25 protein-coding genes are annotated in these 25893 nt (G+C 58.6%); 13 read left to right on the top strand and 12 right to left on the bottom strand.

What is annotated here, in order from left to right; genetic code table 11:
* Positions 1–112: 112 nt before the first annotated feature.
* From C5750_RS24725 to hglS, 3 genes are all read right to left on the bottom strand, one after another.
* Complete coding sequence (locus C5750_RS24725) at positions 113–2500, bottom strand: EAL domain-containing protein (RefSeq protein ID WP_105737840.1); 2388 nt, start codon at positions 2498–2500, stop codon at positions 113–115.
* Positions 2501–2983: 483 nt separating this feature from the next.
* Positions 2984–4495 (bottom strand): L-piperidine-6-carboxylate dehydrogenase, encoded by a 1512-nt coding sequence (gene amaB / locus C5750_RS24720; RefSeq protein ID WP_105737838.1) that lies wholly within the window; start codon positions 4493–4495, stop codon positions 2984–2986.
* An 88-nt stretch (positions 4496–4583) separates the two neighbouring features.
* A complete protein-coding gene (gene hglS / locus C5750_RS24715) occupies positions 4584–5987 on the bottom strand; it encodes a 2-oxoadipate dioxygenase/decarboxylase HglS (RefSeq protein WP_105737836.1) in 1404 nt (467 codons plus the stop codon).
* 124 nt (positions 5988–6111) lie between these two features.
* Between hglS and C5750_RS24710 the strand changes: the two genes are divergently transcribed.
* Together C5750_RS24710 and C5750_RS24705 are read left to right on the top strand one after the other, a co-directional pair.
* A complete protein-coding gene (locus C5750_RS24710; RefSeq protein ID WP_105737834.1) occupies positions 6112–7017 on the top strand; it encodes a LysR family transcriptional regulator in 906 nt (301 codons plus the stop codon).
* 150 nt (positions 7018–7167) lie between these two features.
* Positions 7168–8451 (top strand): NAD(P)/FAD-dependent oxidoreductase, encoded by a 1284-nt coding sequence (locus C5750_RS24705; protein ID WP_105737832.1) that lies wholly within the window; start codon positions 7168–7170, stop codon positions 8449–8451.
* Between the two features lie 26 nt (positions 8452–8477).
* On the opposite strand, the gene C5750_RS24700 is transcribed toward C5750_RS24705, so the two are convergent.
* A complete protein-coding gene (locus C5750_RS24700) occupies positions 8478–8702 on the bottom strand; it encodes a type II toxin-antitoxin system HicB family antitoxin (RefSeq protein ID WP_105737830.1) in 225 nt (74 codons plus the stop codon).
* Positions 8699–8941 carry a type II toxin-antitoxin system HicA family toxin gene (locus C5750_RS24695; RefSeq protein WP_105737828.1) on the bottom strand — a complete coding sequence of 81 codons (243 nt, stop codon included), beginning with the start codon at positions 8939–8941 and terminating at the stop codon, positions 8699–8701. Before C5750_RS24695 ends, C5750_RS24700 begins: the two co-directional genes overlap by 4 nt.
* Positions 8942–9117: 176 nt before the next feature.
* On the opposite strand from C5750_RS24695, the gene C5750_RS24690 reads away from it, so the two are divergent.
* On the top strand, positions 9118–9963 hold the full coding sequence (locus tag C5750_RS24690; RefSeq protein ID WP_105738126.1) for an endonuclease/exonuclease/phosphatase family protein: 846 nt from the start codon (positions 9118–9120) through the stop codon (positions 9961–9963).
* Here C5750_RS24690 and C5750_RS24685 read toward each other — a convergent pair.
* Positions 9935–11395 (bottom strand): phospholipase D-like domain-containing protein, encoded by a 1461-nt coding sequence (locus C5750_RS24685; protein WP_105737826.1) that lies wholly within the window; start codon positions 11393–11395, stop codon positions 9935–9937. The genes C5750_RS24690 and C5750_RS24685 overlap by 29 nt on opposite strands.
* A gap of 14 nt (positions 11396–11409) precedes the next feature.
* Positions 11410–12909: a sensor histidine kinase gene (locus C5750_RS24680; protein WP_105737824.1), complete on the bottom strand. Its 1500-nt coding sequence runs from the start codon at positions 12907–12909 to the stop codon at positions 11410–11412.
* A gap of 242 nt (positions 12910–13151) precedes the next feature.
* Between C5750_RS24680 and rpmH the strand changes: the two genes are divergently transcribed.
* The 4 genes from rpmH to yihA all read left to right on the top strand — a co-directional run bounded on the left by rpmH (position 13152) and on the right by yihA (position 16372).
* Positions 13152–13286 carry a 50S ribosomal protein L34 gene (gene rpmH, locus C5750_RS24675; RefSeq protein WP_040853797.1) on the top strand — a complete coding sequence of 45 codons (135 nt, stop codon included), beginning with the start codon at positions 13152–13154 and terminating at the stop codon, positions 13284–13286.
* Between the two features lie 48 nt (positions 13287–13334).
* Complete coding sequence (gene rnpA / locus C5750_RS24670) at positions 13335–13718, top strand: ribonuclease P protein component (RefSeq protein ID WP_105738124.1); 384 nt, start codon at positions 13335–13337, stop codon at positions 13716–13718.
* Positions 13718–15556: a membrane protein insertase YidC gene (yidC, locus tag C5750_RS24665; protein WP_105737822.1), complete on the top strand. Its 1839-nt coding sequence runs from the start codon at positions 13718–13720 to the stop codon at positions 15554–15556. Before rnpA ends, yidC begins: the two co-directional genes overlap by 1 nt.
* Before the next feature lie 192 nt (positions 15557–15748).
* Positions 15749–16372, top strand: a complete 624-nt coding sequence (gene yihA, locus C5750_RS24660) for a ribosome biogenesis GTP-binding protein YihA/YsxC (protein WP_245421261.1) — start codon at positions 15749–15751, stop codon at positions 16370–16372.
* Between the two features lie 21 nt (positions 16373–16393).
* Here yihA and C5750_RS24655 read toward each other — a convergent pair whose 3' ends face one another.
* Complete coding sequence (locus C5750_RS24655) at positions 16394–17113, bottom strand: anti-sigma factor (RefSeq protein ID WP_158531257.1); 720 nt, start codon at positions 17111–17113, stop codon at positions 16394–16396.
* Entirely contained in the window at positions 17110–17649 is a 540-nt protein-coding gene (locus C5750_RS24650; RefSeq protein ID WP_105737816.1) for a sigma-70 family RNA polymerase sigma factor, read from the bottom strand. Before C5750_RS24650 ends, C5750_RS24655 begins: the two co-directional genes overlap by 4 nt.
* A 184-nt stretch (positions 17650–17833) precedes the next feature.
* Here C5750_RS24650 and argB point away from each other — a divergent pair, with 184 nt between their 5' ends.
* Positions 17834–18727 carry an acetylglutamate kinase gene (argB, locus tag C5750_RS24645; RefSeq protein ID WP_105737814.1) on the top strand — a complete coding sequence of 298 codons (894 nt, stop codon included), beginning with the start codon at positions 17834–17836 and terminating at the stop codon, positions 18725–18727.
* On the opposite strand, the gene C5750_RS24640 is transcribed toward argB, so the two are convergent.
* A complete protein-coding gene (locus C5750_RS24640) occupies positions 18728–19210 on the bottom strand; it encodes an Lrp/AsnC family transcriptional regulator (protein WP_105737812.1) in 483 nt (160 codons plus the stop codon).
* Positions 19211–19331: 121 nt separating this feature from the next.
* Here C5750_RS24640 and phhA point away from each other — a divergent pair, with 121 nt between their 5' ends.
* Entirely contained in the window at positions 19332–20165 is an 834-nt protein-coding gene (phhA, locus tag C5750_RS24635) for a phenylalanine 4-monooxygenase (protein WP_105737810.1), read from the top strand.
* A 1-nt stretch (position 20166) separates the two neighbouring features.
* On the opposite strand, the gene C5750_RS24630 is transcribed toward phhA, so the two are convergent.
* Positions 20167–20829 (bottom strand): GGDEF domain-containing protein, encoded by a 663-nt coding sequence (locus tag C5750_RS24630; protein ID WP_158531258.1) that lies wholly within the window; start codon positions 20827–20829, stop codon positions 20167–20169.
* Positions 20830–21084: 255 nt separating this feature from the next.
* Between C5750_RS24630 and C5750_RS24625 the strand changes: the two genes are divergently transcribed.
* Together C5750_RS24625 and C5750_RS24620 are read left to right on the top strand one after the other, a co-directional pair.
* Positions 21085–21810, top strand: coding sequence for a pyrimidine 5'-nucleotidase (locus C5750_RS24625; RefSeq protein ID WP_105737806.1), 726 nt, complete (start codon positions 21085–21087; stop codon positions 21808–21810).
* Complete coding sequence (locus C5750_RS24620) at positions 21807–22679, top strand: DUF817 domain-containing protein (RefSeq protein ID WP_105737804.1); 873 nt, start codon at positions 21807–21809, stop codon at positions 22677–22679. Before C5750_RS24625 ends, C5750_RS24620 begins: the two co-directional genes overlap by 4 nt.
* On the opposite strand, the gene C5750_RS24615 is transcribed toward C5750_RS24620, so the two are convergent.
* A complete protein-coding gene (locus C5750_RS24615) occupies positions 22664–23506 on the bottom strand; it encodes an LOG family protein (RefSeq protein ID WP_105737802.1) in 843 nt (280 codons plus the stop codon). The genes C5750_RS24620 and C5750_RS24615 overlap by 16 nt on opposite strands.
* A 153-nt stretch (positions 23507–23659) precedes the next feature.
* On the opposite strand from C5750_RS24615, the gene dapD reads away from it, so the two are divergent.
* Together dapD and C5750_RS24605 are read left to right on the top strand one after the other, a co-directional pair.
* Complete coding sequence (gene dapD / locus C5750_RS24610) at positions 23660–24514, top strand: 2,3,4,5-tetrahydropyridine-2,6-dicarboxylate N-succinyltransferase (protein ID WP_105737800.1); 855 nt, start codon at positions 23660–23662, stop codon at positions 24512–24514.
* An 83-nt stretch (positions 24515–24597) separates the two neighbouring features.
* Complete coding sequence (locus tag C5750_RS24605) at positions 24598–25893, top strand: MFS transporter (RefSeq protein WP_105737798.1); 1296 nt, start codon at positions 24598–24600, stop codon at positions 25891–25893.

Raw genomic sequence — 25893 nt, 5'->3', positions numbered from 1 at the left:
GAAGCCATAAAGCGCTTATAGGCGGGATGCGAAGCCGGGAGATAGGCCGCAACAGGATGGCGGGCAGTCGATGCAACGCGGCTCCCGGTGCGGAGCCGCGTTGCAGACAATGTCAGAGCGCGACGAGTTTCTTGTTCGCCGGTTGCGCATCACCGCTGACAAGATGGCGGAAACTCTCCATGGGACCCGGCATGCCCAGATAGAAGCCCTGTCCGGCGCTGCATGATTCGCCCATCAGAAACTCCAGTTCGTCCGGGGTTTCGATGCCTTCAGCCAGAACCGGCATGCCCAATCCCCGGCCGAGGCCGAGCACCGCCTTGACGATGGCGGCTGCCTGCTCGTTCTTGTCGACCGATTTGATGAAGGAGCGGTCAATCTTGATCATATCGAACGGGAAGGCGCGCACGTTCGACAGCGAGGAGTAACCGGTACCGAAATCGTCCATGGCGATACGCACGCCCAGTGTCTTCAGCTGGCGCAACGTGGTGAGGGCGCGGTTGGTATCCTTTATCAGTGCGGTTTCGGTGATCTCAAGCTCAAGCCGGTGAGCCTGCAGGCCGGTGTGCAGCAAGGCGCTGTGTACGCGCTGGGTGAAATCGTGGCTGTAGAGCTGCACCGCAGAGACATTGACGGCAACGGACAGGGGCTTGTCCCAGCTGGCCGCCTCGCGGCAGGCCTCCCGCAGGGCCCAGTCGCCAAGCTGTAAAATGACGCCGCTCTCTTCAGCAATGGGAATAAAGACCGTGGGCGAGATATCGCCCTGGCGCGGATTGTGCCAGCGCATCAGGGCCTCAAATCCGGTGATCGCGCCTGTGTCCATCCGCATTTGCGGCTGATAGACCAGCCGCAGCTCGTTGCGCTGCAGCGCATTGCGCAGGTCGTGCTCGATCAAGCGCCGTTCTCTGGCCTGAGCGCCCATTTTTGCCTCGAAGAAGCGATAGGTGTTACGGCCTTCGGCCTTGGCCTGGTACAGGGCCGTGTCGGCCTGGTTCAGCAATGTCTCGCGATCGGTCGCATCGACAGGAAAGATCGCAATGCCGATGCTGGTCGAAATCAGAAAACCGATGGGGGAGTTCAGATTTTCCGACTGCAGGGCTTCGAGAATCCTGTCGGCCAGGCGGCAGGCCGCCGTCGGAGTGACCAATCCCGGAATGAGAACGGCAAATTCGTCGCCGCCAAGACGTGCCAGCATATCGTCCTTGCCAAGGAGCCGGGTGATGGCGGTGGAAACCCGCTGTAATATATCGTCACCGGCCGCATGGCCGAACAGATCATTGACCTCCTTGAACCGGTCAAGATCCAGGCAAAACAGCGCAAGATAGGTTTCTTCGCCGCTTGCCGCTGTTGCAATCAACTGGTCGAGGCGGGCATTGAAATTGCGGCGGTTGGGCAGCCCCGTCAGCGCGTCGTGGTGCGCGAGATAGCTGATATGCGCCTCCGCTTCCTTACGGGAACGCAGATCGCGGACCGCAAGAGCGCGATGCCATTTGCCATTGAAGTCGATCGTATGGGCGATGAGCTCTACCGGAATGGTTTGACCGTCGCCGCCCACGAGATCGGCTTCGATCAGCTCGTTCTGGTCACTCAGCAGTTTGGAGCGCAGGCGTGCGTCGGGCAGAAAGGCGGCCAGCGAGACGCCGTCGAGCGAGGCGTTCGCTATGGCTGTCAATGTCAGGAAACTCTCATTGGCCGTAACAATGGTATCTCCGTCACAGATCACCAGCCCTTCCACCGCAGCATTGACCAGCTTGTGCATGCGCTGCAATTCAAGCCTGTTTCGGCGGTTGTGGACGTCGACCGTGAACGCTATCGAACTGGCCACGAGAATAATGGTGCTTATCAGTGCGACGGTTATGGCAATAAGGCTGGCGGGCAATGCATTTGCCGGAACGGCGATGGACGAATCGGGAATGATCGCGACCGCGCCCATGGCAATGAAATGGTGGCCGCAAATGGCCAGGGTCAGCATGGCCGCTGCTGCGTGACGGGTTTTGTCTTCTGCTTTGGCCAGAGCCAGGCGGACGGCAAACGCGCCAAGGACAATGCCGGTACCAATGGACACCGCGACAAGGGTGGGATCCCAGGCAATTCTGCCTTCAACCTCAAAGGCCGCCATGCCGGTAAAATGCATGGCCGCGATACCGGCGCCGATGATGGCTCCGCCGGCCAGATCCGCATTCCGCCATTTGGCAGTGATTGCGGTGCGTATGCCAAGACCGGTTACAAGAACGGCGATAACAAGGGAGACGGTGGTGAGCAGGCCGTCATAGCCGTTGGGCAGACCGGGTGAAAACGCCATCATCGCAATGAAATGCGTGGCCCAGATGCCGAAGCCGCAGGACATGGCCGAAACACACAGCCAGACGGTCTGATGCGCCGAGCTGCGGGCGTGACGAAGAAGATCGACCGCCGTCAGGCAAGAAAAGATACAGATGGCTGCGGCAAGAAAAACAAGCCTGATATCGTGCTCATTGACGATACAATTGTATACTGTCAACATACATTTGTTCCCTGTATTGCATTCTTTTCTTGGACAACTCTATTGTTTGTGATCTTAAGTCAGACTTAAGAGGAGAGTTATTTGCTGTTTTGAACAGGTTTAAAACCGTCAGAATGATATTTAAGTAAACAAATACGAAACAGACTTAAGAAGTATTTATGGAACTGACTGAACGGATTTATCCAAAGTATAAAATTTTAATAAAACAAATAATCTACATGACGTTGGTTTCGTTTGAGTAACCCCTAGGGTCAGGACCTATTAATCTGGTCGAAATGGCGCCTGAAACGGCTGCAAGCTGCAGTGTCGAGCTGCTCGGTCGGGGGAAAAACCCCGCCCTTCGCATCTCTCCTCGCATCTTCTTGCCGTTTCAGGCGCCATTTCGACCATATTAATAGGTCCTGACCCCAGGTCTTGCCCGGCAACAAAAAGCCCCCGGCGTGGAAAGGCCGGGGGCTGTATGGTTACGGTCGGGGATATCGATCAGTCGATGTCGAAGGAAACACCCTGGGCCAAGGGCAGAGCCTTGGAATAATTGACCGTGTTCGTCGCGCGGCGCATATAGGCCTTCCAGGCATCCGAGCCGGATTCGCGGCCGCCGCCTGTTTCCTTTTCGCCGCCGAACGCGCCGCCGATTTCAGCGCCTGAAGTGCCGATATTGACGTTGGCGATGCCGCAATCCGATCCGTCGGCGCTGAGGAAGCGTTCTGCTTCCTGCAGATCGAGGGTGAAGATGGATGACGAGAGGCCTGCGCCGACCGCGTTGTGATCGGCAATCGCCTTGTCGAAATCGCTGTACTTCATCACGTAGAGGATTGGTGCAAAGGTTTCCTCCGTTACCGGACCGGCCTGTTCCGGCATTTCGACGAGGGCAGGACGGACATAATAGGCATTGGGGTGCGAGGTATCGACCCGGGTGCCTCCGGTGACCTTGCCGCCATGGGCGACGGCTTCCGCAACGGATTTCTGCATATTGTCGAAAGCTGCCTTGTCGATCAACGGGCCGACGAGAGCCGATGTATCGATCGGGCTGCCGACGGAAACGCTCTCATAGGCCTTTTTCAGGCGTGGAACGAGCGTGTCATAGACGCTTTCATGCACGAAGAGGCGGCGCAGGGTGGTGCAGCGCTGGCCCGCGGTTCCCATGGCGCCGAAGGCGATGGCGCGCAGTGCCATGTCGAGATCGGCTGAGGGGCAGACGATGCCGGCATTGTTGCCGCCAAGCTCAAGGATCGAACGGGCAAAACGCTTGGCCAGTCGCGGGCCGACTTCACGGCCCATGCGGGTCGAGCCGGTTGCCGATACGAGCGCAACCTTGGGATGATCCACCAGGGCTTCGCCGATGGTCCGGTCGCCCATCAATGTCTTGGTCAGGCCGGCCGGCACGTCGCCGAAGCGTGCAACCGCGCGGTCGAAGATGGCCTGGCAGGCGAGGGCGGTGAGCGGTGTCTTTTCCGATGGCTTCCAGACAACGGCATTGCCGCAGACGAGAGCAAGCGCCGTATTCCACGACCAGACGGCAACCGGGAAGTTGAAGGCGGAAATGACGCCGACAACGCCGAGGGGATGCCAGGTCTCCATCATGCGATGTCCTGGACGTTCCGTCGCGATCGTCAGGCCGTAGAGCTGACGGGAAAGACCGACCGCGAAATCGCAGATGTCGATCATTTCCTGTACTTCGCCGAGACCTTCAGACGGGATTTTCCCCGCTTCAATCGAGACGAGGCGTCCGAGTTCCGTCTTCAGCGACCGCAGCTCTTCGCCAAAAAGACGAACCAGTTCACCGCGCTTGGGTGCTGGAACAAGGCGCCATTCGCGGAACGCCGCATCGGCCTGTTCAATAGCCTTGGCTGTATCGGCCGCCGAATGAATGGCGATATCGGCAATCTTCTCGCCGGTGACCGGGCTGAAGGAAGCCATGGTGCCTCCGGTATAGGCGGCTTCGGCCACGCCAAGCTTTGCGAGGAGTGTTTTTACGTCTTGAGCAATCGTCATTTTGCCTTCCCTTTACATATCTTTTGTCTGACCGTGCGGTGAGCGCCGGACTTTTGCCGGAGAGGCCGCAATAAGGTCAAATGAGCGTTCAACTTGCAAGTGCTGCGGGGCGCAGTATTTGCAGGCATTGTTGAATGGAGGCCTGTTCGAGCCCGGCATAGTGCGCGAATTCATCGAGGACCGCCGTACCGAGATCAGTCTCGAATTCGCGCTGGCTGGGGCTGGCGACGAATGTCTGGCTGGCTTCGTCACCCAGATTGGACTGGAAAATGCCCGCGGCGCTGACGGGGAGAAAATCTTCGTAGACGATGGGGTCGAACCGCACGGCACCACGTGCGATGAGGGCTTCGATATCCGCTGCCTCCCGCGCGGTCACGCGGCCTGCAAAACGCTCGATAGCCGAATAGCGGAAATAACCGAGACCTTCGCGGCGAATATCCGCCCAATTGTCGGGAAACGCCTTGAATGTATCCGACAGGGCCGTGATGTAAGCTTTTGCATTGGAGCCGTCAGCGGCCGGGCGAATGATCTTGCGGGTGTCATTCAGCAGCCGGTCGTAGAGAGCCCGGCCCTTTGGCGTCAGGGCAATGCCGCGCTGCTCGATTTCGCCAAAGCGCGCGGTATGCGAGCCTGTTTCCCAGGTGCCGTCGGAATTTTGAAACGACACACTCTCTTCCAGCGCCTTGAACGATGTCTGGCGCAAGAGGATGGGGCAGGCGCGTGTGGGCGGGCCTTCAATAACGGCCTTGGGAGAAATGCCGTGTTCCGGCATCAGGTCCTGTACCGCATCGATATCGAGGGTGCGCGGCGTCAGATGATTGATGTGTGGCCCCTTGAAGGAAACGACATCGGCAATAAGCCGGTGCGCATCGTGCAGACGCTGATAGAGCGGGCTGCTGACGCTCGCCCGGTCGTGCCAGCGGAATGTCTCGAGAATCTCGCTGACGAATGTTTGCGCATCATCGGCACCGAGGCCGCCCTCGGCTTCCGCCTTTTCAACAAGGGTAATGGCCTTGTCCGTAAAAATCTGCCGCGCGCCGAGAATGGCCCGCGCCTTCTTGCGCAGTCCGGTATCGCCGATCAGGTTGAGGCGCAGCAGCGAGGTGAACACCCGAAACGGGTTGATTTTCAACGCGTCGCCATTGACCGGCCGGAAGGCAGTAGAATGGACGGGAACGCCCGCCTCGCTCAAATCGTAATAGCCGACGGGGTACATGCCCATCACCGCAAAGACACGCCGCAGCATGGAAAGCTCTTCCGGCGTGCCGACGCGGATTGCGCCGTGACGCTCTTCCGATATGCGGTCGAGCGTATCGGTTTCCTGCAACTGGTCTTTCAGTTCCGGCGATGCTGCCAGTGTCTTGCTGTTCACCTCGGCAACCAGCGACATGAGTGTGCCATAGGCAGGAACCTCTGTCCGGTACATGGATGACATGGCGGCCGAAAAGGACGCTCTGATCACGTCGGATGACGTAAACGTGCCTGATTTCATCGTGTTCTGTTCCGCTTTGTTGCTGCAACAGCATAAACTATCGCTGTCATGCTCAAACTGGATTATAGAGTGATGATATCGCCAAAGATTGCGATGAATTGAACTGGGTTGATGCGAGATAAGAATGAAGTTGAGCCGCCGTCTGATTCCTGACATCGATATCCTGCAAACCTTCGAGTGCGCGGCGCGCCATGGCAGCTTTACGCAGGCGGCAAAGGAGCTGAACCTCACCCAGAGTGCCGTCAGCCGCCAGATGAGCGAGCTTGAAAGCCAGATCGGCGTCCTGCTTTTCGAGCGGGTCCGGCAAAGGGTGGTTCTGTCTGATGCCGGGCAGAAATTCCTGCCGGAAGTGCGCCGCCTGCTCGGGCTGACCGAGGAAACCATGCTGCGGGCCATGGCGGCATCGCAATCGGCATCGTCCCTGAGCATTGCGACGCTGCCAACCTTCGGCAGCCGCTGGCTGATGCCGCGCCTGCCGGATTTTCTGCGGCTCAATCCGGATATGGCCTTGAGCGTCGCGTCGCGCTCGCAGCCCTTTGATTTCGAGGAAGAGCCGTTTGATCTGGCGATTCATTATGGCCAGCCGGTCTGGGCCCATGCCACGTGCACATATCTTTGCAGTGAAATGATTGTTCCCGTCGGCAGCCCGGAATTGCTGGCGGCCAATCCCGTTGCCACGCCGGCCGAGCTTGCCGGCTCCGCACCGCTGCTGCATCTCTCGACGCGGCCGAAAGCCTGGGCAGACTGGTTTGAATCGGTACAGGCCGAGGTGGTCAGTCCCTATAAGGGCCACCGCTTCGAGCACTTTTCCATGGTGATCGAAGCCGCGCTTGCCGGGCTCGGCTTTGCTCTGGTGCCGCGCTACCTCATCGAGCATGAATTGGTGTCCGGACGCCTGCGCGTTTTGTTCGATCAGCCGCTGACGACGGAGAACAGCTATTATCTCGTCGTACCGGACCACAAGAAAGAAAATCCCATGGCCCAGAGCTTTTTTGCATGGATCGCCGATCAGGTCAGCAAGCGTCCCTAGGGTCCAGACCCTGGCCGGGGTCATTCGCCCGCCGCATCACCTCTTCAACGAATTTCACTTTCGTTGCCGAAAACCCGGTCTATAAGCAGAATGGACGATGAGTCTGTGCAAGATTGCCGGCAAAGGCCGGACCGACCTGACGGTGACCCCATGCTGAATGATGAACGCTCCCACGGCCTCTGGGAAAAGACCGCACCGCCCGCGCCGGCAACGCAGAAGCTGGCGGGCAATATTTCCGTTGATGTTGCCGTCATTGGCGCCGGTTTTACCGGACTGTCCGCGGCGCTTCACCTCGCTGAAACAGGCACGAAAGTAGCTGTTCTCGATGCCGTCGATATCGGTTTTGGCGGGTCGGGCCGCAATGTCGGCCTGGTGAATGCCGGCATGTGGGTGATGCCCAACGACCTGCCGCAGGTTCTGGGCCAGGTGCACGGCGAACGTTTGCTGGAATTGCTGGGCAATGCACCGCAATCCGTGTTCAACCTTGTCGACAGGCACAAGATCGCCTGCGAACTCGAACGCAAAGGCACCTTGCACTGCGCCGTCGGCACGAGCGGCGTCAAACAGCTTGAACAGCGGGCGGAACAGTGGCTGGCGCGCGGCGCAGCCGTCCGCCTGCTGGGCGCTGAGGAAACCGCCGAGAAGGTCGGCTCGACCGCCTATGCTGCTTCGCTGCTGGACAATCGCGCCGGCACGATCCAGCCGCTCGCCTATGTGCGCGGCCTCGCAACCGCTGCTATTGCCGCGGGCGCTGCCATTTATACGGGAACCCCGGTCACATCAACGGCCCGTTCCGGCGACCGCTGGATCGTCAATACGCCGTCCGGAACCGTATCGGCCGAGTGGGTTGTCGTGGCGACCAACGCCTATACGACATCACCCTGGCCGGAGCTGAGGGCCGAACTCCTGCATCTGCCCTATTTCAACTTTGCCACGACGCCGCTGCCGGAAGACGTGCGCAACACGGTTCTGCCCGAGCGCCAGGGCGGCTGGGATACCAAGGAAATACTGAGCTCGTTCCGGATGGATCAGCGCGGCCGCCTCGTGTTCGGCAGTGTGGGTGCACTGCGCGGGACGGGGATGGCGGTCCACAAGGCGTGGGCTGCCCGGTCGATCCGCAAGCTGTTCCCGCAGATCAGAGATGTGACCTTTGAAGCGGGCTGGTACGGCCAGATCGGCATGACCAGCGACAACCTGCCCCGGTTTCACACGCTTGCGCCGAAGATCATCAGTTTCAGCGGTTACAACGGACGCGGCATCGCTCCGGGTACGGTCTTCGGCCGGGTCCTGGCTGAACATATCATCGGCAGGATATCCGATGCCGACCTGCCTTTGCCGGTGACAAAACCCCGGGAAGAAGGCCTGCGCACCCTGCGCGAAGGGTACTACGAAGTGGGTGCCCAGCTGGCGCATTTTGTTGGCAACCGGGTTTAGACCAAGTCTGCAACTCTTTTCGGGCGTTATTTCGCAAGAGCTGGTTTCTGCGACGCTGGCGGAATTGGCAACCCGTGATCGGTTGCGGCTTCCAGCCATGCCGTTATGGCATCGTGAGCATTGCGAACGGCTTCCTCAGGCGTGTTCCCGTCACTCATGCAACCAGGAAGATCGGGAACATAGGCAATGAAGCCACCGCCGTCTTCAGAGGATAGCGGGGAAACAATCACCGAATAGTCATAGTAGGTCATGTTGCACTTTTCACCGCTTCAATGAACTCAATGAGCTTGCGTATATATACCGGTTTGATGGGTCTATTAAAAGGCACGGTCAAAATCGCATGCTGCGACGGATGCGATATTTTGTAATGGGAACTGCCGGAACGCGGTTTTTCGCATTGCAACTCAAACGCCTTGCAAATTGCTGCAACGTCCTCAATCCGCCAATCAGCATTGGGATTGCGTTGCATTTGTTCAAACCGTCTGTCCATAGCCCAATGTCTGTCGCTATAATCTCAACTATGTATCAGCGGATTATTTTCAGCGAAATTGGTACTTCGTAGCAGAGGCGGCGAGGGCCATCGGTGTCTTGGCGGCATACCTGCTGCATTTGCTTGCCATTCGCGCGAACCCGACATATCTCTTATGCATGGACAGCAAGAAGCCAATGCGGCACACGAGACCCAGTGTCTCGGCCAGCATCCTCGCGGCGGTCAAGAACCGCAACAAGCGCCCGACAGGCGTGACCAAGGTCGTGCGGAACGACACGGTCATTGCGTCCTACAATGTCCATAAATGTGTCGGCATCGACAAGAAGTTCGATCCGGACCGCATCGCCCATGTCATCGGCGAACTTGGCGCAGACGTTGTCGCTGTGCAGGAGGCGGACAAACGCTTCGGCGAACGGTCCGGCCTGCTCGATCTTGCCCGGCTCGAGCGCGAAAACAATCTCGTTCCCGTGCGTGTGGCATCGCTTTATCCCAAGGGGCACGGCTGGCACGGCAACCTGCTGCTCTTCCGTGAGGGCGTCGTGCGGCGCGTGCAGCAGCTGAAACTGCCGGGACTTGAGCCGCGCGGTGCCCTGGTGGTGGACCTTGACCTCGAAGCGGGGCCGCTGCGCATCATCGCGGCGCATCTTGGCCTGCTGCGGCATTCCCGCATGCAGCAATCCGAGGCGATCCTCAATGCCGTGCATGCGGATCCGTCGCGCCCGACGCTTTTGCTCGGTGATCTAAATGAATGGCGCATCGGCAAGGGGTCGTCATTGCATTTCCTGCATCCGGTTTTCGATCCCATGAAGAATGCAGTGCCCAGTTTCCCCTCGCGTTTTCCGGTTCTGGCGCTGGATCGCGTCCTCGGCCATCCCCACAGCCTGGTCACCGGTATCGAGGTCCACGACACGCCGCTTGCCCGCGTCGCGTCGGATCACCTGCCGATCAAGGCCTATGTCGATCTGAAGGGGGCCCTGGCCGAAACGGCGGATATCAGAGATAGGGCGAGCCTAGCCAGATAATCCGGTCGAGCAGCCGCACCCAGAATGAGCGGGCACGCAGGCTTTGCAACAGGACCGGCTTGGCGGTTTCAATGGCCGTCTCGATGAGCCCTTCCACTTTTCCGGCAAATGCCGCGTCCATGATCTCCAGGTCAACTTCGAAGTTGAGCCGCAGGGACCGCGGATCAAGATTCGATGACCCGACATAGGCCCACTGCCCATCGACAGCCAGAAGTTTGGAGTGGTTGAAATTGCCGCTGGCACGCCAGATCCGGCAATGGCTCTTGAGAATCTGATCGAATTGCGCCGTCATGGCACGGTCGACGAGTTTCAGGTTGTTGACCGCCGGCACGACGATATCAACCTCGACGCCGCGCCGCGCCGCGGTCACAAGGGCACTGATCAATTCACGATCCGGCAGGAAATAGGGTGACATGATCCGGATATGGTTTCGCGCCACGGAAAACGCCCCCATCAGCATGCGGTGATTGGCTTCCACGCTCTTGTCCGGCCCCGCCGGGACGGCCCGGATGAAGACAGGATCGCCCGCGTGCGTTTCCGGCGACGCAATCAGCCAGGCATCGCCAGCCAGAAGTTCGCCCGTGGTGAACCGCCAGTCTTCCGAGGCAATATGGAAGAGGTCTGTGACGATCGGGCCAGTCAATCTGAAATGGGTGTCCCGGGCATGGTCCTTGCCGGCGATTTCTTCGGAAAAACCGGCGCGAATGTTCATGCCGCCGGTAAAGGCCGTTGTCCCGTCGACAATCAGAATCTTGCGGTGGGTCCGCAGATTGGCATAGGGCAGGCGCAAGCCGATGATGATGTTGCCATTGAAGACGTCGGTGCGCACGCCGCCCTTTTTCAGATATCCGACAATACTCGGTATGGAATAGCGGGCCCCGACAGCGTCGATGAGAACACGGACTTCAATGCCGCGTTGAACGGCAACAATCAACGCATCTGCCACGCGAAAACCGATCTTGTCGCGGTCGAAAATATAGGTCTCAAGCAGAATGCTGCGCTGAGCTGCATTGATATGGTCGATCATCGAGCGGTAGGCATCGTCACCGCTTTGCAGCATGCTGACGTCGTTGCCTGTTGTCAGGCGGCAGCGGCTCACCCGGTCGCCCAGTGTTTTCATCGCGGCGAAGCGTTGCCCGAAATGCGCAAGGACATTTCCTTCATCCGCATCGAAACGCATCAGGTGATCCTGACCGATTTCGTGCAGGAAGGCGCGCTGCGAGCTTATGGAGGAGCGCCTGATCCGGTTGATGCCGGCGACCGCATAAATGACCGCGCCGATGACCGGGGAGAGGATGATGACGCCGACCCAGCCGATCGCCGCGCGCACTTCCTCCTTTGTCATGGCCGCATGGACCGCGGCGGGAACGCCGAGGGCGATGGAAAGAACAAAGAAGATCTGCGGCCAGTAGGTGGGAAGATAATCACTCATTTGCGAGTGTCATATCACGATATTGAATCCCGGCGCGAGCGCCATTCGGCCAGAGAAACGGGTTGATCCGGTATGCGGATTTCAAAACTCGCGCCCGCACCTTCGCCGCCGCGCAGTTCAATGCTGCCTCCATGGGCCCGAACCAGCTCGTGCACAATGGCAAGGCCAAGACCGGTGCCGCCGGAGCGGGCCGACCCCTTGAATGCAGTGAAGAGATTTTCACGCGCTTTGGGCGGTAGCCCCGGTCCGGTATCTTCAATGCCGATGATCGATGTCGTGCCAATTTGCCCCGCTGTAATTGTCAGCCGTTTGACGATGGAGATGTCATCGCCCGTACTGCCGCTCATGGCTTGAACGGAGTTGCGGCAGAGATTTGAAATCACGCGGAAGAATTGATCCGGGTCTGCGTCGACTTCAAAACTTTCCGGTACGAGGTTTTTGAATTCAATCCCCGACTTTGCGTCAAGGTTCAGCATTTCCTCCACGTCGCTGACGATGGTGTGCAGCTTCACCCGGCGCCGCTGTGGCGGCGGCTCCTGCGTCCCGCCATAGGCAAGCACGGTCTGGGAGTAGTTGATGGCACGATCGATCGTCCGCACCAGCTTCGGCACCATGCGCTGAATGGCCGGATCGCTGGCATTGGCAAGGTGATCGGACATAAGCTGGGCAGACGCCAGGATGTTGCGCATGTCGTGGTTGATTTTGGAAACGGCAAGGCCAAGGTCGGCCAGATGTTTCTGTTCGGACAATGTGCGCTGCAGCTGCTGTTGCATGTCGGCCAGCTCGCGCTGCGCCGTGCCGAGTTCATCGTCGCGCTTCTCCGGCTGGATGACCCGCTTGGGATCGTCCGGCTGCTGGGCAAAGGCCAGCATGTTGGCACTCATGCGTTGTATCGGCCGGATCAGCAGGTGGCTGATGGCCAGGAAAACCAGACCGGCGGTAATGACCGAGATGAACATCGAAATCAGCGTCAGATTGCGGGCATAGCGCAACATCGCGTTGCGCAGGGGCGCATCCGATGTGATGAGTTCGATGACCTTCCCCGTATCGCCGATCGGGCCATAGACGCGGATGATGCGGTTGCCGCCATTGATGAGGGTATCGAATGCGTCGCGGATCGTGGTCAGCGGGTCGGTGACGGTCATGTCGATATGCCGGTCGACCTTGGAGGGCATTTCCGAGACCGCCAGCAGCCGCGATGCGCCCATTTCGCGCAGGGCAATCGCCTTGGTGCCCGTGGCCAGAAGCACGTCGTTCTGCACGCTCTGCGGAATATCCTTGCCATCGCTTGCCGCCAGCACGACACTCGCCGCTGCCACGGTATTGAGGCGGTCAGAGAGCCAGCGCATGCGCATATCGGCCATGGTCGGAACGAAAATCATGATTTCGGCCAGAAGGCCGAACAGGATTGTGAGGCGCAACAGCTTGCCCGAAAGGCGTTTGAGGATCGGCAAGCGCCGACCCGCATGCATATGCAAGCCTGCCGGTTGTTGATCCTGTTGCGTTACCGCCATATTTGCTCCATCGATGCCCGATGTAGGGCAAACGTTGCGCCGGTACAATAAATCACTTCCTGTTTTTTGCCTATGTGTGAATTGTCCGGTATGAATTGACTTCTCGGCATCATGCCTCTATAAGCCGCGCACGTCCGGGTTGACCGCCCCGGCGGCGTGTTCTTATGCGCCAATGGCGGTCCTGATATGCTCCTGTCAAAGAACAGACCACAAGAAGGGCCGCACACCGCGGTATTAAACAAATGAAGCGTACTTATCAGCCATCCAAACTTGTCCGCGCACGTCGTCACGGGTTTCGCGCCCGTATGGCTACAGCAGGCGGCCGCAAGGTTATCGCAGCACGCCGTGCTCGCGGTCGCAAGCGGTTGTCGGCATAAGGCGTTCCGCGCAGGTTTGCGCGGTTGGCCGAAGTTGGCATTGCAGGAATGAATGATCAAAAACCACTCCGCCTTCGCAAGAGAGCGGAGTTTTTGGCTGTTCGGACCGGAGAAAAACGCCGCGGCGGCTTTTTCCTGCTCGAAGTCAAGGAGCGCGAAGACCGGAAAGGTCCGCCGCGTGTTGGTTTTACGGTCACAAAAAAGAACGGAAATGCCGTTATCCGCAATCGCATCAAGCGCCGGCTGAAAGAGGCTGTACGCGTCAATGTTGCAGATGACATGGCCGCCGGAACCGACTATGTGATCGTTGCTCGCCGTGACGCGCTCGATGCGCCGTTTGCGGACTTATCCCGGGAACTCTCGAAACGGGTTTCCAAAAAATACCAAACCGGCGTTTCCCCAAGACATGACCGGCCCAACAGGACCCGATAATGGAAACCAATCGTAATTTCTTTATCACCATCGCCTTGTCCGTCGTTATTCTGGGACTGTGGCAGGTGTTCTACATGGGCCCCAAGATCGAGGCCGAGCGGCAGCAGGCACAGATTGAAGCCACGCGCCAGGCTCAGACCAAGGCAGCCGGGCAGCCTGCCGCGCCAGCCGGTGCGCCAGCAAACAATCTGCCGGCATCAACACCCGCCGCGCCCGGTGCCAATATTCCCGGCCAGACGCCGGATGCCGCTCAGGCGGGCAGCATCACCCGTGCCGCAGCGCTCGGGCAGACGCAGCGCGTCCAGATCGACACGCCAAGCCTCAGCGGATCCATCAGCCTGACCGGCGCGCGTCTGGATGACCTGCAGCTCAAGCAGTATCATGAAACGGTCGACAACAATTCACCGACCATTCAGCTGTTGAGCCCTTCGCAGATGGCGGACGGGCAATTTGTCGAGATCGGGTTCACTGGCAACGAGACATCGGGCACGGTTCCCGGTCCCGCGACCGTATGGACAGTGGACGGCAACAGCAAGCTTAGCCCGTCGACCCCGGTCACCCTGACGTTTACCAACGAAAAGGGCCTGGTTTTCAAGCGCACCTTCAGTGTCGACGACAATTATATGTTCACGGTCAAGGATGCCGTGACCAACGGAACCTCCGTGCCGGTTTCTCTGGCCTCCTACGGTCGCGTCACGCGGTTCTACAAGCCTCTGCATGCCAGCACCTATGTGTTGCATGAAGGTCCGATCGGCGTGATTGCCGGCAAGCTGGTCGAATACAAATTCGCGGCAATCGAGAAGGAGAAAGAGGTTTCTCCGGAGAAAACGGACACTGGCGGCTGGATCGGCATCACCGATAAATATTGGGCAGCTGCTCTTGTCCCGTCGCAAACGAAGCCTTTCAAGGCGCGCATGTCCTACTTCGACAATGGCCGTCCGCAGTATCAGAGCGACTACCTGTCCGATCCGACAACGATCGAACCGGGTCAATCCACAACGATCGAGAACCTCGTTTTTGCCGGCGCCAAGGAAGTTGGCAAGATCAATGGCTATATGAACAACCTGCATATTCCGTTGTTCAAGAATCTGATCGACTGGGGCTGGTTCTATTTCATCACCGAGCCGATGTTCTATCTCATCGACTGGCTGTACAAGGCCATCGGCAACTTCGGCGTGGCCATTCTCGTTGTCACGGTTCTGCTCAAGGCGCTGTTCTTCCCGCTTGCCAACAAGTCCTATGCGTCGATGGCGCGCATGAAGCTGGTTCAGCCGAAGATGACCGAAATCCGCGAGAAATATGCGGATGACAAGGTCAAGCAGCAGCAGGCGATGATGGAGCTGTACAAGACCGAGAAGATCAACCCGATCGCCGGTTGCTGGCCCATCCTGATCCAGATTCCGGTCTTCTTCGCGCTCTACAAGGTGCTGTACGTTACCATCGAAATGCGTCACGCGCCGTTCTTCGGCTGGATCCAGGATTTGGCAGCGCCGGATCCGACATCGGTGTTCAACCTGTTCGGTCTCATTCCTTGGACGGTTCCGGCATTCCTGATGATCGGTGTCTGGCCGCTGATCATGGGTGTGACGATGTTCCTGCAGATGCGCATGAACCCGACGCCTCCCGATCCGACGCAGGCCATGATCTTCAACTGGATGCCGCTGATCTTTACGTTCATGCTGTCCAGCTTCCCGGCCGGTCTGGTGATTTACTGGGCATGGAACAACTTCCTGTCGATCACCCAGCAGGGCATCATCATGAAGCGGCAGGGCGCGAAGATCGAGCTGTGGGACAATCTCGCGGGGCTCTTCAAGAAGAAACCCAAACCCGCGGAATAGGCGGGTTCCACTCGAATGCCGAAAGCCCCCGCGTCATACCGGGGGCTTTTCATTTGCCGGTGAACGGCGCCGTTCAGTTGACAAGGCGGCGATAACATTGAATGCAGGTGGCTGCGGCCACCCCATGAACGGACGGAAAACAACGTGAGTGAAACCAACGACAATACGAACCGGCTGATCGAGAAGGGCCGGATGCTCTTTGCGCAAGGCTGGGTTTTCATTCGCGGCGTTCCGTCCATGAAATTCCTGCCGCCTGAAGGGCCCATCGAAATCGCCTTCGCCGGGCGCTCCAATGTGGGCAAATCGTCCCTTATCAATGCGATCATCGGCCAGAAAGGTCTGGCGCGCACCTCCAACACGCCGGGGCGTACGCAGGAACTCAACTATTTCGTCCCGGATGGCCATTCCGGTGAAAATGGCGATCTGCCGCCGCTCGCCGTGGTCGACATGCCGGGCTACGGCTTTGCGGAAGCGCCGAAAGAGCAGGTCGATGCCTGGACGCGGCTTGTTTTCGATTACCTGCGCGGCCGCACCACGCTGAAGCGCGTCTATCTGCTCATCGATGCCCGTCACGGCGTGAAGAAGAACGATGCGGAAGTGCTCGATCTCCTGGATCGTGCGGCGGTGTCCTACCAGATCGTCCTGACCAAGATCGACAAGATCAAGGCCGCCGGCGTGCCGCGCCTCATGGAAGAAACGGCTCAGGCGATTAAAAAGCGCGCCGCGGCCTATCCAACGATCCTTGCCACATCGTCGGAAAAGGGCGGCGGACTGGATGATCTGCGCGCTGCAATCGCCCTTCTCCTCGAAGAATAAAGCCCTTCCAGCGCATTGATTTCAGATGCTGCTGACGGTACCGGCTGCCACGACGGCGCCGGTCGGTGCTCCGCTCGGGGAACCGCCTGCCGGTTCAACCGAAATGGCCAGGGTTGTTCCATCCCGCAGCTTTGCCGCAGCCGGTGCGGGCACGTCGAACTCCGTCACCTTGGGTGATTTGAGAATGCCCAGCGACACCGGCGCATCCTTTCCCGCAATCAGCCAGAGTTCCAGCGACTTGTTCTGCGGAATATCGCCTGAAACCAGCGTAACCCTGAGCTTTCTCGACTTGCCGTCAAAAACAGCAACGCTGCGCATTGGACCGCTATCGCTTGCCATGGAGGCGATGAGCTGGGCAGGCACTGGTCCGCTCTGCCGCTGCACATACTCCCTGCCGAAGTTGAACAGGACAAGCGCAAGCGCTGCAACGGCAATGGTCCGCCAGAAGGCCAGGCTGTTCCAGAAGGAGGCGCCGGTCCCCACGCGGCCCGAGTCGATGCCAAACAGGCGCTGGTCGATCTGGCTCTTCAGATAGCTGGGCGCCGTCACCGGCTGAAACTGCTCGTTGAGCGGATTGAACCGGTTCTGCCAGTCGGACACGAGGCGCGCGAAGGACGCATCGGTTTCGATGCGGCGGGCGGCCTCCTGCCGCTCTTGATCCGGCAGCACGCCCAGCACATACTCGGCAGCGACAAAATCGTCGCCTTCCGGCATTGTGTCATCGGGAGGTATCGTGCTCATCGTTCCAGACATTCCTTCAGTTTCATCAGGCTGCGCCGCAGCCAGGTTCTCATCGTATTGAGCGGCACCCGGTGCCGGATCGCCAGAAGATCATAGCTCTCGCCATTCAGATAAGCGCCCCGCACGGCCGCAGCCCGGTCAGAATCCAACTGATCGAGACACTCATTGATGCGCTTCGTTTCACCGGATGCAATGGCAGACTGTTCGGGATTGAGGGACGGTTCAGCAAGACCGACGGCCTTTTCCAGTTCAGCTGTTGCCGGTTTGCGCGCACGCAGCACGTCAATCGAATGATTGCGCGCAATCGCCACCAGCCATGAGATCGGGCTGGTATCGGCGACGGCAAACCGGTCGGCCTTGTTCCAGATCTTGACGTAGATATCCTGCAGTGCGTCCTCTGCTTCCGAGCGATTGCCCAAGATACGCAGGCATACGCCGAATAGTTTCGCACTTGTGGAGGTATAAAGCCGATCGAACGCCGAGCGGTCCCGCAAAGCGACCCGTGAAATGAGTTCTGATATGCCTTCGGGTGTCATGCGACCGGCGTTTCCAACTCTTTGACTATCCAGAGTCCTGCCCCTAAGTTAAATCTGCGGACAGGTTGTCCTGTCAATGGGCCGCATGCAAAAACGTTCCCGCCCACCCTAAATCATGTTTGCCCATGGCCGTCTTTAGGGTTATGAGACCCCCGTCCTTTTTAAGCTGGAGCTTGCTTCCCCAATGTCCGAGACTGAGCACACCGCAGAAATTCAGGCAAGCCTTCTATCCGCGGCACTTCCGTATATGCAGCGGTACGAAAACAAGACCGTTGTTGTGAAATATGGCGGCCATGCCATGGGCAATGTGGAGCTCGGCAAGGCTTTTGCCCGCGATATCGCTCTGTTGAAGCAATCCGGCATCAATCCGATCGTCGTCCATGGCGGCGGTCCGCAAATTGCATCCATGCTTGCACGCATGGGTATCGAATCGAAGTTTGAAGGCGGTCTGCGCGTCACCGATGCGAAGACGCTTGAAATCGTCGAAATGGTTCTTGCCGGTTCGATCAACAAGGAAATCGTCGCGCTGATCAATGCGGAAGGCGAATGGGCCATCGGCCTGTGCGGCAAGGATGGCAATATGGTCTTCGCCGAAAAGGCCAAGAAGACCATTGTCGATCCCGATTCCAATATCGAGAAGATCGTTGACCTTGGCTTTGTCGGTGAACCGGTTGAAGTGGACCGCACGCTGCTTGACCTGCTTGCCCGCTCGGAGATGATCCCGGTCATAGCTCCGGTTGCGCCGGGGCGTGACGGCCATACCTATAATATCAATGCCGATACCTTCGCAGGCGCCATTGCCGGTGCTCTGGCCGCTTCGCGCCTGCTGTTCCTGACCGATGTTCCCGGCGTTCTCGACAAGGACAAGAAGCTCATCAAGGAACTGTCCGTCGGACAGGCCCGCGCCCTCATCAAGGATGGCACGATTTCAGGCGGCATGATTCCGAAGGTCGAAACCTGCATCGACGCGATCAATCGCGGTGTCGAAGGGGTCGTCATCCTCAACGGCAAGACCCCGCATTCGGTCCTGCTTGAGCTTTTCACCGAACGCGGCGCGGGAACGTTGATCGTTCCCTGATCAGCGCTTGAGGTGGTCGAGCGGAATTTTGCCCGGCCCCTTGATGTTCTGCAGCACGAGTTGGGTGTGCACATCGCGCACACCCTTCAGGCGCATCAGACGGTGCATGACGAAGTCGTTGAGATCATCGACGGTGGGCACCATCACGTGTAGCAGGAAATCGTGCTCGCCGGTCATTGTCCAGCACGATGATACCTCGTCCATGCGCTGTATTTCCGTGATGAACCGTTCCGGCGAGTCATCGCTGTGCGATGTCAACCGGACCTGAACAAAGACCTCGACCATGAGCCCGATGGACCGGCGGTCGATCACGGCGGCAAAGCCTTTGACGACACCCGTCTCCTGCAGGGCGTCAAAACGCCGGCCGCAGGGCGTCGCCGAAAGCCCGATGGCTTGTGCAAGATCGGTGATCGGCACCCGGCCATTGTCGCGCAGAACCTGCAGCATCTTGATTTCAAATTCGTCAAATCGAGGGGATGTCACTTGTTTTTCTCCGGAATATTATATTTTCCTCTCGAGATAGTGGTCCATTGAGACAATAAGGTCAAATTCACTCGATTTTCAGGAGTATTCTGAATGCTGGAATGGAATCGAGGAGGAATTCATGACCATCAGCGTCGAGGCTTATGCCCGCGAATGTGCAGCACAGGGGTTGCGCGGCGACTATCATGCCTGCCAGCCGGATTTTACCGTTGAACAGCAATATGACTACTCGGCGGAAGATCAGGAGGTGTGGCGCACCTTGTGTGACCGTCAGACCAAGCTCACGGCGCGGCTTGCCCATCACAGCTATCTCGACGGCGTCGATGCTCTGGGGTTGCTCGACCGTATCCCCGATTTCCATGAAGTAAGCGAACGGCTGCGCAAGTTGACAGGCTGGGAGATCGTGGCCGTCCCGGGCCTTATCCCGAACGAGCCGTTCTTCGACCATCTTGCCAACCGCCGCTTCCCGGTTACCAACTGGTTGCGCAGCAAGAAGGAGCTGGACTACATCGTCGAGCCGGACATGTTCCATGACTTCTTCGGCCATGTTCCCATTCTCAGCCAGCCGGTGTTTGCCGATTTCATGCAGCTCTACGGCGAAAAGGGTGCTGCCGCCGTTCGGATCGGCGGCGAGCAGATGGTGGCGCGGCTGTACTGGTATACGGCTGAATTCGGCCTGATGCAGGAGGAGGGCGCCGCACTCAAGGCTTTTGGCGCCGGCCTGATGTCATCGTTCAGCGAATTGCAATTTGCTGTCGAAAGCCCGGATGCACATCACGTCCCGTTCGATCTGGAAACGGTGATGCGGACCGCCTACGAGATTGACAAGTTCCAACGCGCCTATTTTGTTCTCCCAAGCTTTGCCGCGCTGCGGGACGCCTTTGAAACCGCTGATATGGCTGCCATTGTTGCCCGGTGGAAAGACAGCCCGCCGCTGGATCCGTCGGCGATTTAGGTCAGGCTGCGGTTTTCATCGCCGGTTTCACGATGACGCAGTTGCGGCCATTGCGCTTGGCCTCGTAAAGCCTGCGATCGGCGGTCTGGAAATGATCGGCGATCGTCCCTGTCGAGACGTCGATCACCCCGCCGATACTGACGCTGAGCGGAACACGCTCATTTTCCGGCGTCTTGAAATCAATCAGCGTCACATCTTCGCGAATGAGTTCTGCAATGGCCCGGACCTCGTTTTCGCGTTCCGTGGCCAGGAAGACTGCAAACTCCTCGCCGCCGATGCGGCCGATGCTGTCATTTTCGCCGATGCTGCGTGCAATGCAGTGGGCAATGGCGGTCAGCGCGCCATCGCCATTGTAATGGCCGTGCTGGTCGTTGATTTTCTTGAAATGGTCCGCATCGATGATGAGCAGGGATCCGGGCATCTGCCTGCGGACCCTGTCCACATGGGTGAAAAACGCTTCACGGTTGAGCAGGCCCGTCATGCTGTCGCGCGAGGCTTTTTCCAGCAGCTTGGCATTGGTTTCCTCAAGCTGCTGCATGACCTGGCTGAGTTGGAGCAGGGTCACGCGCAGCCGCTCGGACTGCCTGAACACCATCAGCGAGATCGGCGGGGTGATTGTCAGCGGACAGATTGTGGCGATCACAAAGCCCATTTTGTTATGCATGTCGAAAGCACTCATGATGCTCCCGGTAATCAGCAAAGAACAGACAATCGCGATAAGTGTGACCAGCGCACATTTGTACAGAATTCTGAACATTTCACCCCTGATGCTGCTACTCCAGTACTATGCGGTATTCATGAAGCTGCTGTTAGCGGAAAATGTAAAAACGGTCGTAGTTCGGACTTTTTTCGTCTATTGAGTCGATAAGGCAACACACGGCCTGTCTCTTTACCGATGTCCCTGCAATGGCGAGTATGCATGACGAAGAATCCTGATCCTCTGAATTTTGCCCATGTAACGGACTGGGTGTTCGATCTGGACAACACGCTCTACCCGCATCATTCCAATCTGTTTTCGCAGATCGACGTGAAGATGACTGGCTATGTTGCCAATCTCCTGCAGCTTTCCCATACGGATGCCCGCCAGCTGCAGAAGCAGTTCTACAAGGATTACGGGACAACCCTCAAAGGCCTCATGGATCGCTACAACATCGATCCGGACGATTTTCTGCAGAAGGTCCACGATATCGATTACTCCTGGCTGGTTCCCGATCCGGCATTGGCCATGGCGATCAAACATCTGCCGGGGCGCAAGTTCATCTTCACCAATGGTGACCGCGGCCATGCCGAGCGGGCAGCGCGGCAACTCGGCGTCCTCGATGAGTTCGACGATATTTTCGATATTGTTGCCGCCGAACTGATGCCCAAGCCGGCGCGGCAGGCCTATGACCGCTTTCTCGATCTGCACGGCATCGATGCCAAGAGCAGCGCCATGTTCGAGGACCTCGCGCGCAATCTGGTCGAGCCCAAAGCGCTCGGCATGAAGACCGTGCTGATCGTTCCGCACAATTTCGAGCCGACGTTCTCCGAGATATGGGAACGTGATCCGGACTACACCGATCACGTTGACTATGTGACCGATGATCTGGCGTCGTTTCTCAATGCGATCCAGCCGGGACAGGTCCGCACGGGTATGCCTGCTTGAAGCGATTTACATCCGTCGAAGCCATTATCGATGCTGCGGCGCACCGCGTCCTCGCCCGGCTCCCGCAGTCGGGCGTCTGCGGTGGTCTTGTCGAGTTCCTGGTTTTTGGCATCAAACAGGCCTGGGCCTGCCTGTTCGGCGGTGCATTGCTTGCAATCATCATGCTCACGCGCCTCTATTGGCCTGAAGGCAGCGCAATCCCCCGCTATGACTTCCTGTTCCTTAGCGCCGTCGCCATTCAGCTGGGCATGCTGGGGTTCAAACTGGAAACCTGGAGCGAGGCCAAGGTCATCTTGATATTCCACATCGTCGGGACGGTGATGGAAATCTTCAAGACACAGGCAGGCTCGTGGATTTATCCCGAGCCCAATGTCTTTCGCATTGGCGGCGTCCCGCTGTTTTCGGGGTTCATGTATGCCGCAGTCGGCTCATACATGGCCCGTATCAACCGGATTTTTGATATCCGGCTTGAACGCTACCCGTCATTCGCGCTGACGCTCGTGCTCGCCATGGTGATCTACGCGAACTTTTTCACCCATCATTTCCTGCCCGATATCAGGATTGTGCTCTTCGCCGCCACCGTTCTGCTGTTCTGGCGAACGACGATGTACTACCGCGTTTTCCGGTTTCGTCACCGAATGCCACTGCTCGTGGCATTCCTGCTGGTCGCCTTGTTCATCTGGGCCGCTGAAAACATCGGCACGTGGTCGAGAGCCTGGATTTACCCCGCGCAGGCCGATGGCTGGACGATGGTTTCCTTTGCCAAATTCGGCTCCTGGTATCTGCTGATGATCATCTCCGTCGTGCTTGTGACATGGATTCATCCGCCCCGCGGCCGCGATGAGGCAGAGGATCAGGGCAGCTCGTAGAACGTCTTGATCACGCCCCATGCCTCTTCGGCGTCATCGACAAAGGTGATCAGTTCCCTGTCGGACGGCGAAATGACCCCCTGTTCGGCCAGGAATTCAAAATTGATCGCCTTTTCCCAGAACGACCGGCCGAAAAGGAGAACCGGGATGCGCTCCATGCGCCCTGTCTGGATCAGTGTCAGCGTCTCGAATGTCTCATCCATGGTGCCGAAGCCGCCGGGGAAAATCGCCAGCGCCTTGGCCCGCATCAGAAAGTGCATTTTCCGGATGGCAAAATAGTGGAAGTTGAAGCAGAGCTCTGGCGTCACATATTCGTTCGGCGCCTGTTCGTGCGGCAGGACGATGTTGAGACCAATCGTCGGCGCTCCGATATCGGCTGCGCCGCGATTGCCGGCCTCCATCACGCCGGGACCGCCGCCGGTAACAACCACAAACTCGCGGTTGTAGGTGGTCGCGGAATAGGTCGAGCATAGCTGGGCAAACTTGCGCGCCTCGGCATAATAGCGCGAATTGGCTTCAAGGTTCTTCTTCTGCACGTCGTTTTTCGCCGCCCAGGCCTCGCCGCCGGGCTCGGGAATACGGGCGCCGCCGAAAAGCACGACCGTCGAACGGATACCCCGTTCGGTCAGGGCCATTTCCGGTTTTAGCAATTCAAGCTGCAACCGCACCGCGCGCAGATCGCGGCGTGTCATGAATTCCGGATCGGCAAAGGCAAGACGATAGGTGTCCGATTGTGTCTGCGGGGTCTCGGGAGCGGTCTCTACCCGCCGTACGGCTTCTGTCGAGTGGGAAAATGGCGTCCAGCCGTTTTTTTCATCGGTATTCAATTATATTCTCCTTCTGCGGACGCAAGTGACGCTTACAGACATTAAATCCTATTCGTCGTCCAACATTGTGACGCTGCGATTGACCCTCTCACAGACTTATCCTACTAGGCCTTACATCAGCCTTAACCGCCCGTGCAATGGAGTGACCTGAAAATGTCCAAGCCCGACCTGGCCAGTCTTGAAAAGACCATCAACAAGGCCTTTGACGAACGCGATGCCGTGAACACCGAAACGCGCGGCGAAATACGCGATGCGGTTGACACATCATTGCTGCTTCTCGACAGCGGCGAAGCCCGTGTTGCCGAGCGGCAGGCGGACGGCACATGGACGGTCAATCAGTGGCTCAAAAAGGCAGTGCTCCTTTCCTTCCGTCTCAATCACATGGGCATCATCGACGGCGGGCCCGGCGGCGCACCGTGGTGGGACAAGGTTCCCTCGAAGTTTGAAGGCTGGGGCGCGACCGAGTTCAGCAAGGCGGGCTTCCGCACGGTGCCGAACGCGATTGTCCGCCGTTCGGCCTATATTGCTCCCGGCGCCATCCTGATGCCGTCCTTCGTCAATCTCGGCGCCTATGTCGGCGAGGGAACGATGGTGGATACATGGGCCACGGTCGGCTCCTGCGCGCAGATCGGCAAGCATGTGCACCTTTCCGGCGGCGTCGGCATTGGTGGCGTTCTTGAGCCCATGCAGGCAGGCCCGACCATCATTGAAGACAATTGCTTCATCGGCGCCCGCTCGGAAGTGGTCGAAGGCTGCATCGTGCGCGAAGGCGCGGTCCTCGGCATGGGCGTGTTCATCGGCAAGTCGACAAAGATCGTCGACCGCGCCACGGGCGAGATTTTCTACGGCGAAGTACCGCCCTATTCGGTAGTTGTCGCGGGTACCTTGCCGGGCAAGCCTTTCCCCAACAATGAGCCGGGCCCGAGCCTCTATTGCGCGGTGATCGTCAAACGCGTCGATGAGAAGACCCGCTCCAAGACCTCGATCAACGAGTTGCTGCGCGACTGATTAGACGATTTATATCTGGACAGACGCAGATTCTCGACAGAAGCTGGTACCCAAGCCGATTCCATCTCCGCTGAGGTACCAGTATGACTGTGCAGGCTTCCCCTCTGACCAGCGATTATGACGCCAAGCGGCGCCACGCCATTGCCGCCGCCACGATCGGCAATGGCCTCGAATGGTTTGATTTTACCGTCTACGGTTTCTTCACGCCGATCATCGCACGCTTGTTCTTTCCCGCGATCAACGACCTGACCTCGATCCTGCTCACAGTCGGCACCTATGGTGTCGGCTTTTTCATGCGTCCGGTCGGGGCTGTGGTTCTCGGTGTCTACGCTGACCGGAAGGGGCGCAAGGCGGCGTTGACGCTGACAATCCTGATGATGGCGTTCGGCACGGCACTTCTCGGCTTTGCGCCGACCTATGCCCAGGCCGGGATCATCGGACCGCTCGTCATCGTTCTGGCGCGGCTGATCCAGGGCTTTTCTGCCGGCGGAGAGATTGGCGGCGCAACAGCCTTTCTCATCGAATACGCGCCGCCGGAAAAACGCGGGTTCTATGCCAGCTGGCAACAGACGAGCCAGGCGCTGGCCGTCGTGCTCGGCGGTATCTGCGGCACGATCGTCACGCACGCGCTTGACCCGGCTGCCATCGACAGCTGGGGCTGGCGCGTGCCTTTCCTCCTGGGCCTGCTCATCGGACCGGTCGGGTTCTATATCCGCGCCCGTGTCGACGAGACGCCGGTCTTTACCGACAGCCACACGCAGAAGAGCGAGTCGCCGCTGCGTGACGCGTTGCGTGACCATCCGCGCGGCATTGCCTCCGGCTTTGGCGTCACTATTCTCTGGACGGTATGCACCTATGTGCTGCTGTTCTACATGACGACCTATGCGGTCAAGCAGCTCAACATTCCGCTCGCCGATGCATTCGTTGCCACAACCATTGGCGGATTGGTGCTGATGCTGGGCTGCCCCGTCGCCGGGGCCTTGTCGGACCGGGTGGGGCGCAAGCGGCTGCTGCTGGCAGCAGCCATTGCCATCGGTGTGCTGATCTATCCGCTGTTTGCCTGGGTCAACGCCTCGCCCGATCTGATGACTCTTGCCATTGTCCAGGGCATTCTCGGGCTGCTTCTCGCCGCATTCACCGGACCGGCGCCGGCGCTGCTGGCCGAGCAGTTTCCTGCAGGCTTGCGCTCCACCGGGCTGTCGCTGGCCTATAATTTCGCCGTGACCATTTTCGGCGGCTTTGCCGCTGTCATCGTCACGCTGCTGATCGAGGCAACGGGTACGAAACTGGCTCCGAGTTTTTACGTGATGGCGGCAGCACTGGTGAGTGCGCTGACACTTCTGACCATGCAGGACAAGACGGGAAAACCGATCGACTGA

This window comes from Phyllobacterium myrsinacearum (genome assembly GCF_002980555.1).
Lineage (GTDB): Bacteria > Pseudomonadota > Alphaproteobacteria > Rhizobiales > Rhizobiaceae > Phyllobacterium > Phyllobacterium myrsinacearum.
This window is presented reverse-complemented; position numbering and strand designations above follow the sequence as displayed.

What these genes read in the sequence shown, in the direction of transcription:
- C5750_RS24725 (WP_105737840.1), bottom strand. Translation starts at nt 2,500, where the DNA reads ATGTTGACAGTATACAATTGTATCGTCAATGAGCACGATATCAGGCTT.
- amaB (WP_105737838.1), bottom strand. Translation starts at nt 4,495, where the DNA reads ATGACGATTGCTCAAGACGTAAAAACACTCCTCGCAAAGCTTGGCGTG.
- hglS (WP_105737836.1), bottom strand. Translation starts at nt 5,987, where the DNA reads ATGAAATCAGGCACGTTTACGTCATCCGACGTGATCAGAGCGTCCTTT.
- C5750_RS24710 (WP_105737834.1), top strand. Translation starts at nt 6,112, where the DNA reads ATGAAGTTGAGCCGCCGTCTGATTCCTGACATCGATATCCTGCAAACC.
- C5750_RS24705 (WP_105737832.1), top strand. Translation starts at nt 7,168, where the DNA reads ATGCTGAATGATGAACGCTCCCACGGCCTCTGGGAAAAGACCGCACCG.
- C5750_RS24700 (WP_105737830.1), bottom strand. Translation starts at nt 8,702, where the DNA reads ATGACCTACTATGACTATTCGGTGATTGTTTCCCCGCTATCCTCTGAA.
- C5750_RS24695 (WP_105737828.1), bottom strand. Translation starts at nt 8,941, where the DNA reads ATGGACAGACGGTTTGAACAAATGCAACGCAATCCCAATGCTGATTGG.
- C5750_RS24690 (WP_105738126.1), top strand. Translation starts at nt 9,118, where the DNA reads ATGCGGCACACGAGACCCAGTGTCTCGGCCAGCATCCTCGCGGCGGTC.
- C5750_RS24685 (WP_105737826.1), bottom strand. Translation starts at nt 11,395, where the DNA reads ATGAGTGATTATCTTCCCACCTACTGGCCGCAGATCTTCTTTGTTCTT.
- C5750_RS24680 (WP_105737824.1), bottom strand. Translation starts at nt 12,909, where the DNA reads ATGGCGGTAACGCAACAGGATCAACAACCGGCAGGCTTGCATATGCAT.
- rpmH (WP_040853797.1), top strand. Translation starts at nt 13,152, where the DNA reads ATGAAGCGTACTTATCAGCCATCCAAACTTGTCCGCGCACGTCGTCAC.
- rnpA (WP_105738124.1), top strand. Translation starts at nt 13,335, where the DNA reads ATGAATGATCAAAAACCACTCCGCCTTCGCAAGAGAGCGGAGTTTTTG.
- yidC (WP_105737822.1), top strand. Translation starts at nt 13,718, where the DNA reads ATGGAAACCAATCGTAATTTCTTTATCACCATCGCCTTGTCCGTCGTT.
- yihA (WP_245421261.1), top strand. Translation starts at nt 15,749, where the DNA reads ATGCTCTTTGCGCAAGGCTGGGTTTTCATTCGCGGCGTTCCGTCCATG.
- C5750_RS24655 (WP_158531257.1), bottom strand. Translation starts at nt 17,113, where the DNA reads ATGAGCACGATACCTCCCGATGACACAATGCCGGAAGGCGACGATTTT.
- C5750_RS24650 (WP_105737816.1), bottom strand. Translation starts at nt 17,649, where the DNA reads ATGACACCCGAAGGCATATCAGAACTCATTTCACGGGTCGCTTTGCGG.
- argB (WP_105737814.1), top strand. Translation starts at nt 17,834, where the DNA reads ATGTCCGAGACTGAGCACACCGCAGAAATTCAGGCAAGCCTTCTATCC.
- phhA (WP_105737810.1), top strand. Translation starts at nt 19,332, where the DNA reads ATGACCATCAGCGTCGAGGCTTATGCCCGCGAATGTGCAGCACAGGGG.
- C5750_RS24630 (WP_158531258.1), bottom strand. Translation starts at nt 20,829, where the DNA reads ATGCATAACAAAATGGGCTTTGTGATCGCCACAATCTGTCCGCTGACA.
- C5750_RS24625 (WP_105737806.1), top strand. Translation starts at nt 21,085, where the DNA reads ATGACGAAGAATCCTGATCCTCTGAATTTTGCCCATGTAACGGACTGG.
- dapD (WP_105737800.1), top strand. Translation starts at nt 23,660, where the DNA reads ATGTCCAAGCCCGACCTGGCCAGTCTTGAAAAGACCATCAACAAGGCC.
- C5750_RS24605 (WP_105737798.1), top strand. Translation starts at nt 24,598, where the DNA reads ATGACTGTGCAGGCTTCCCCTCTGACCAGCGATTATGACGCCAAGCGG.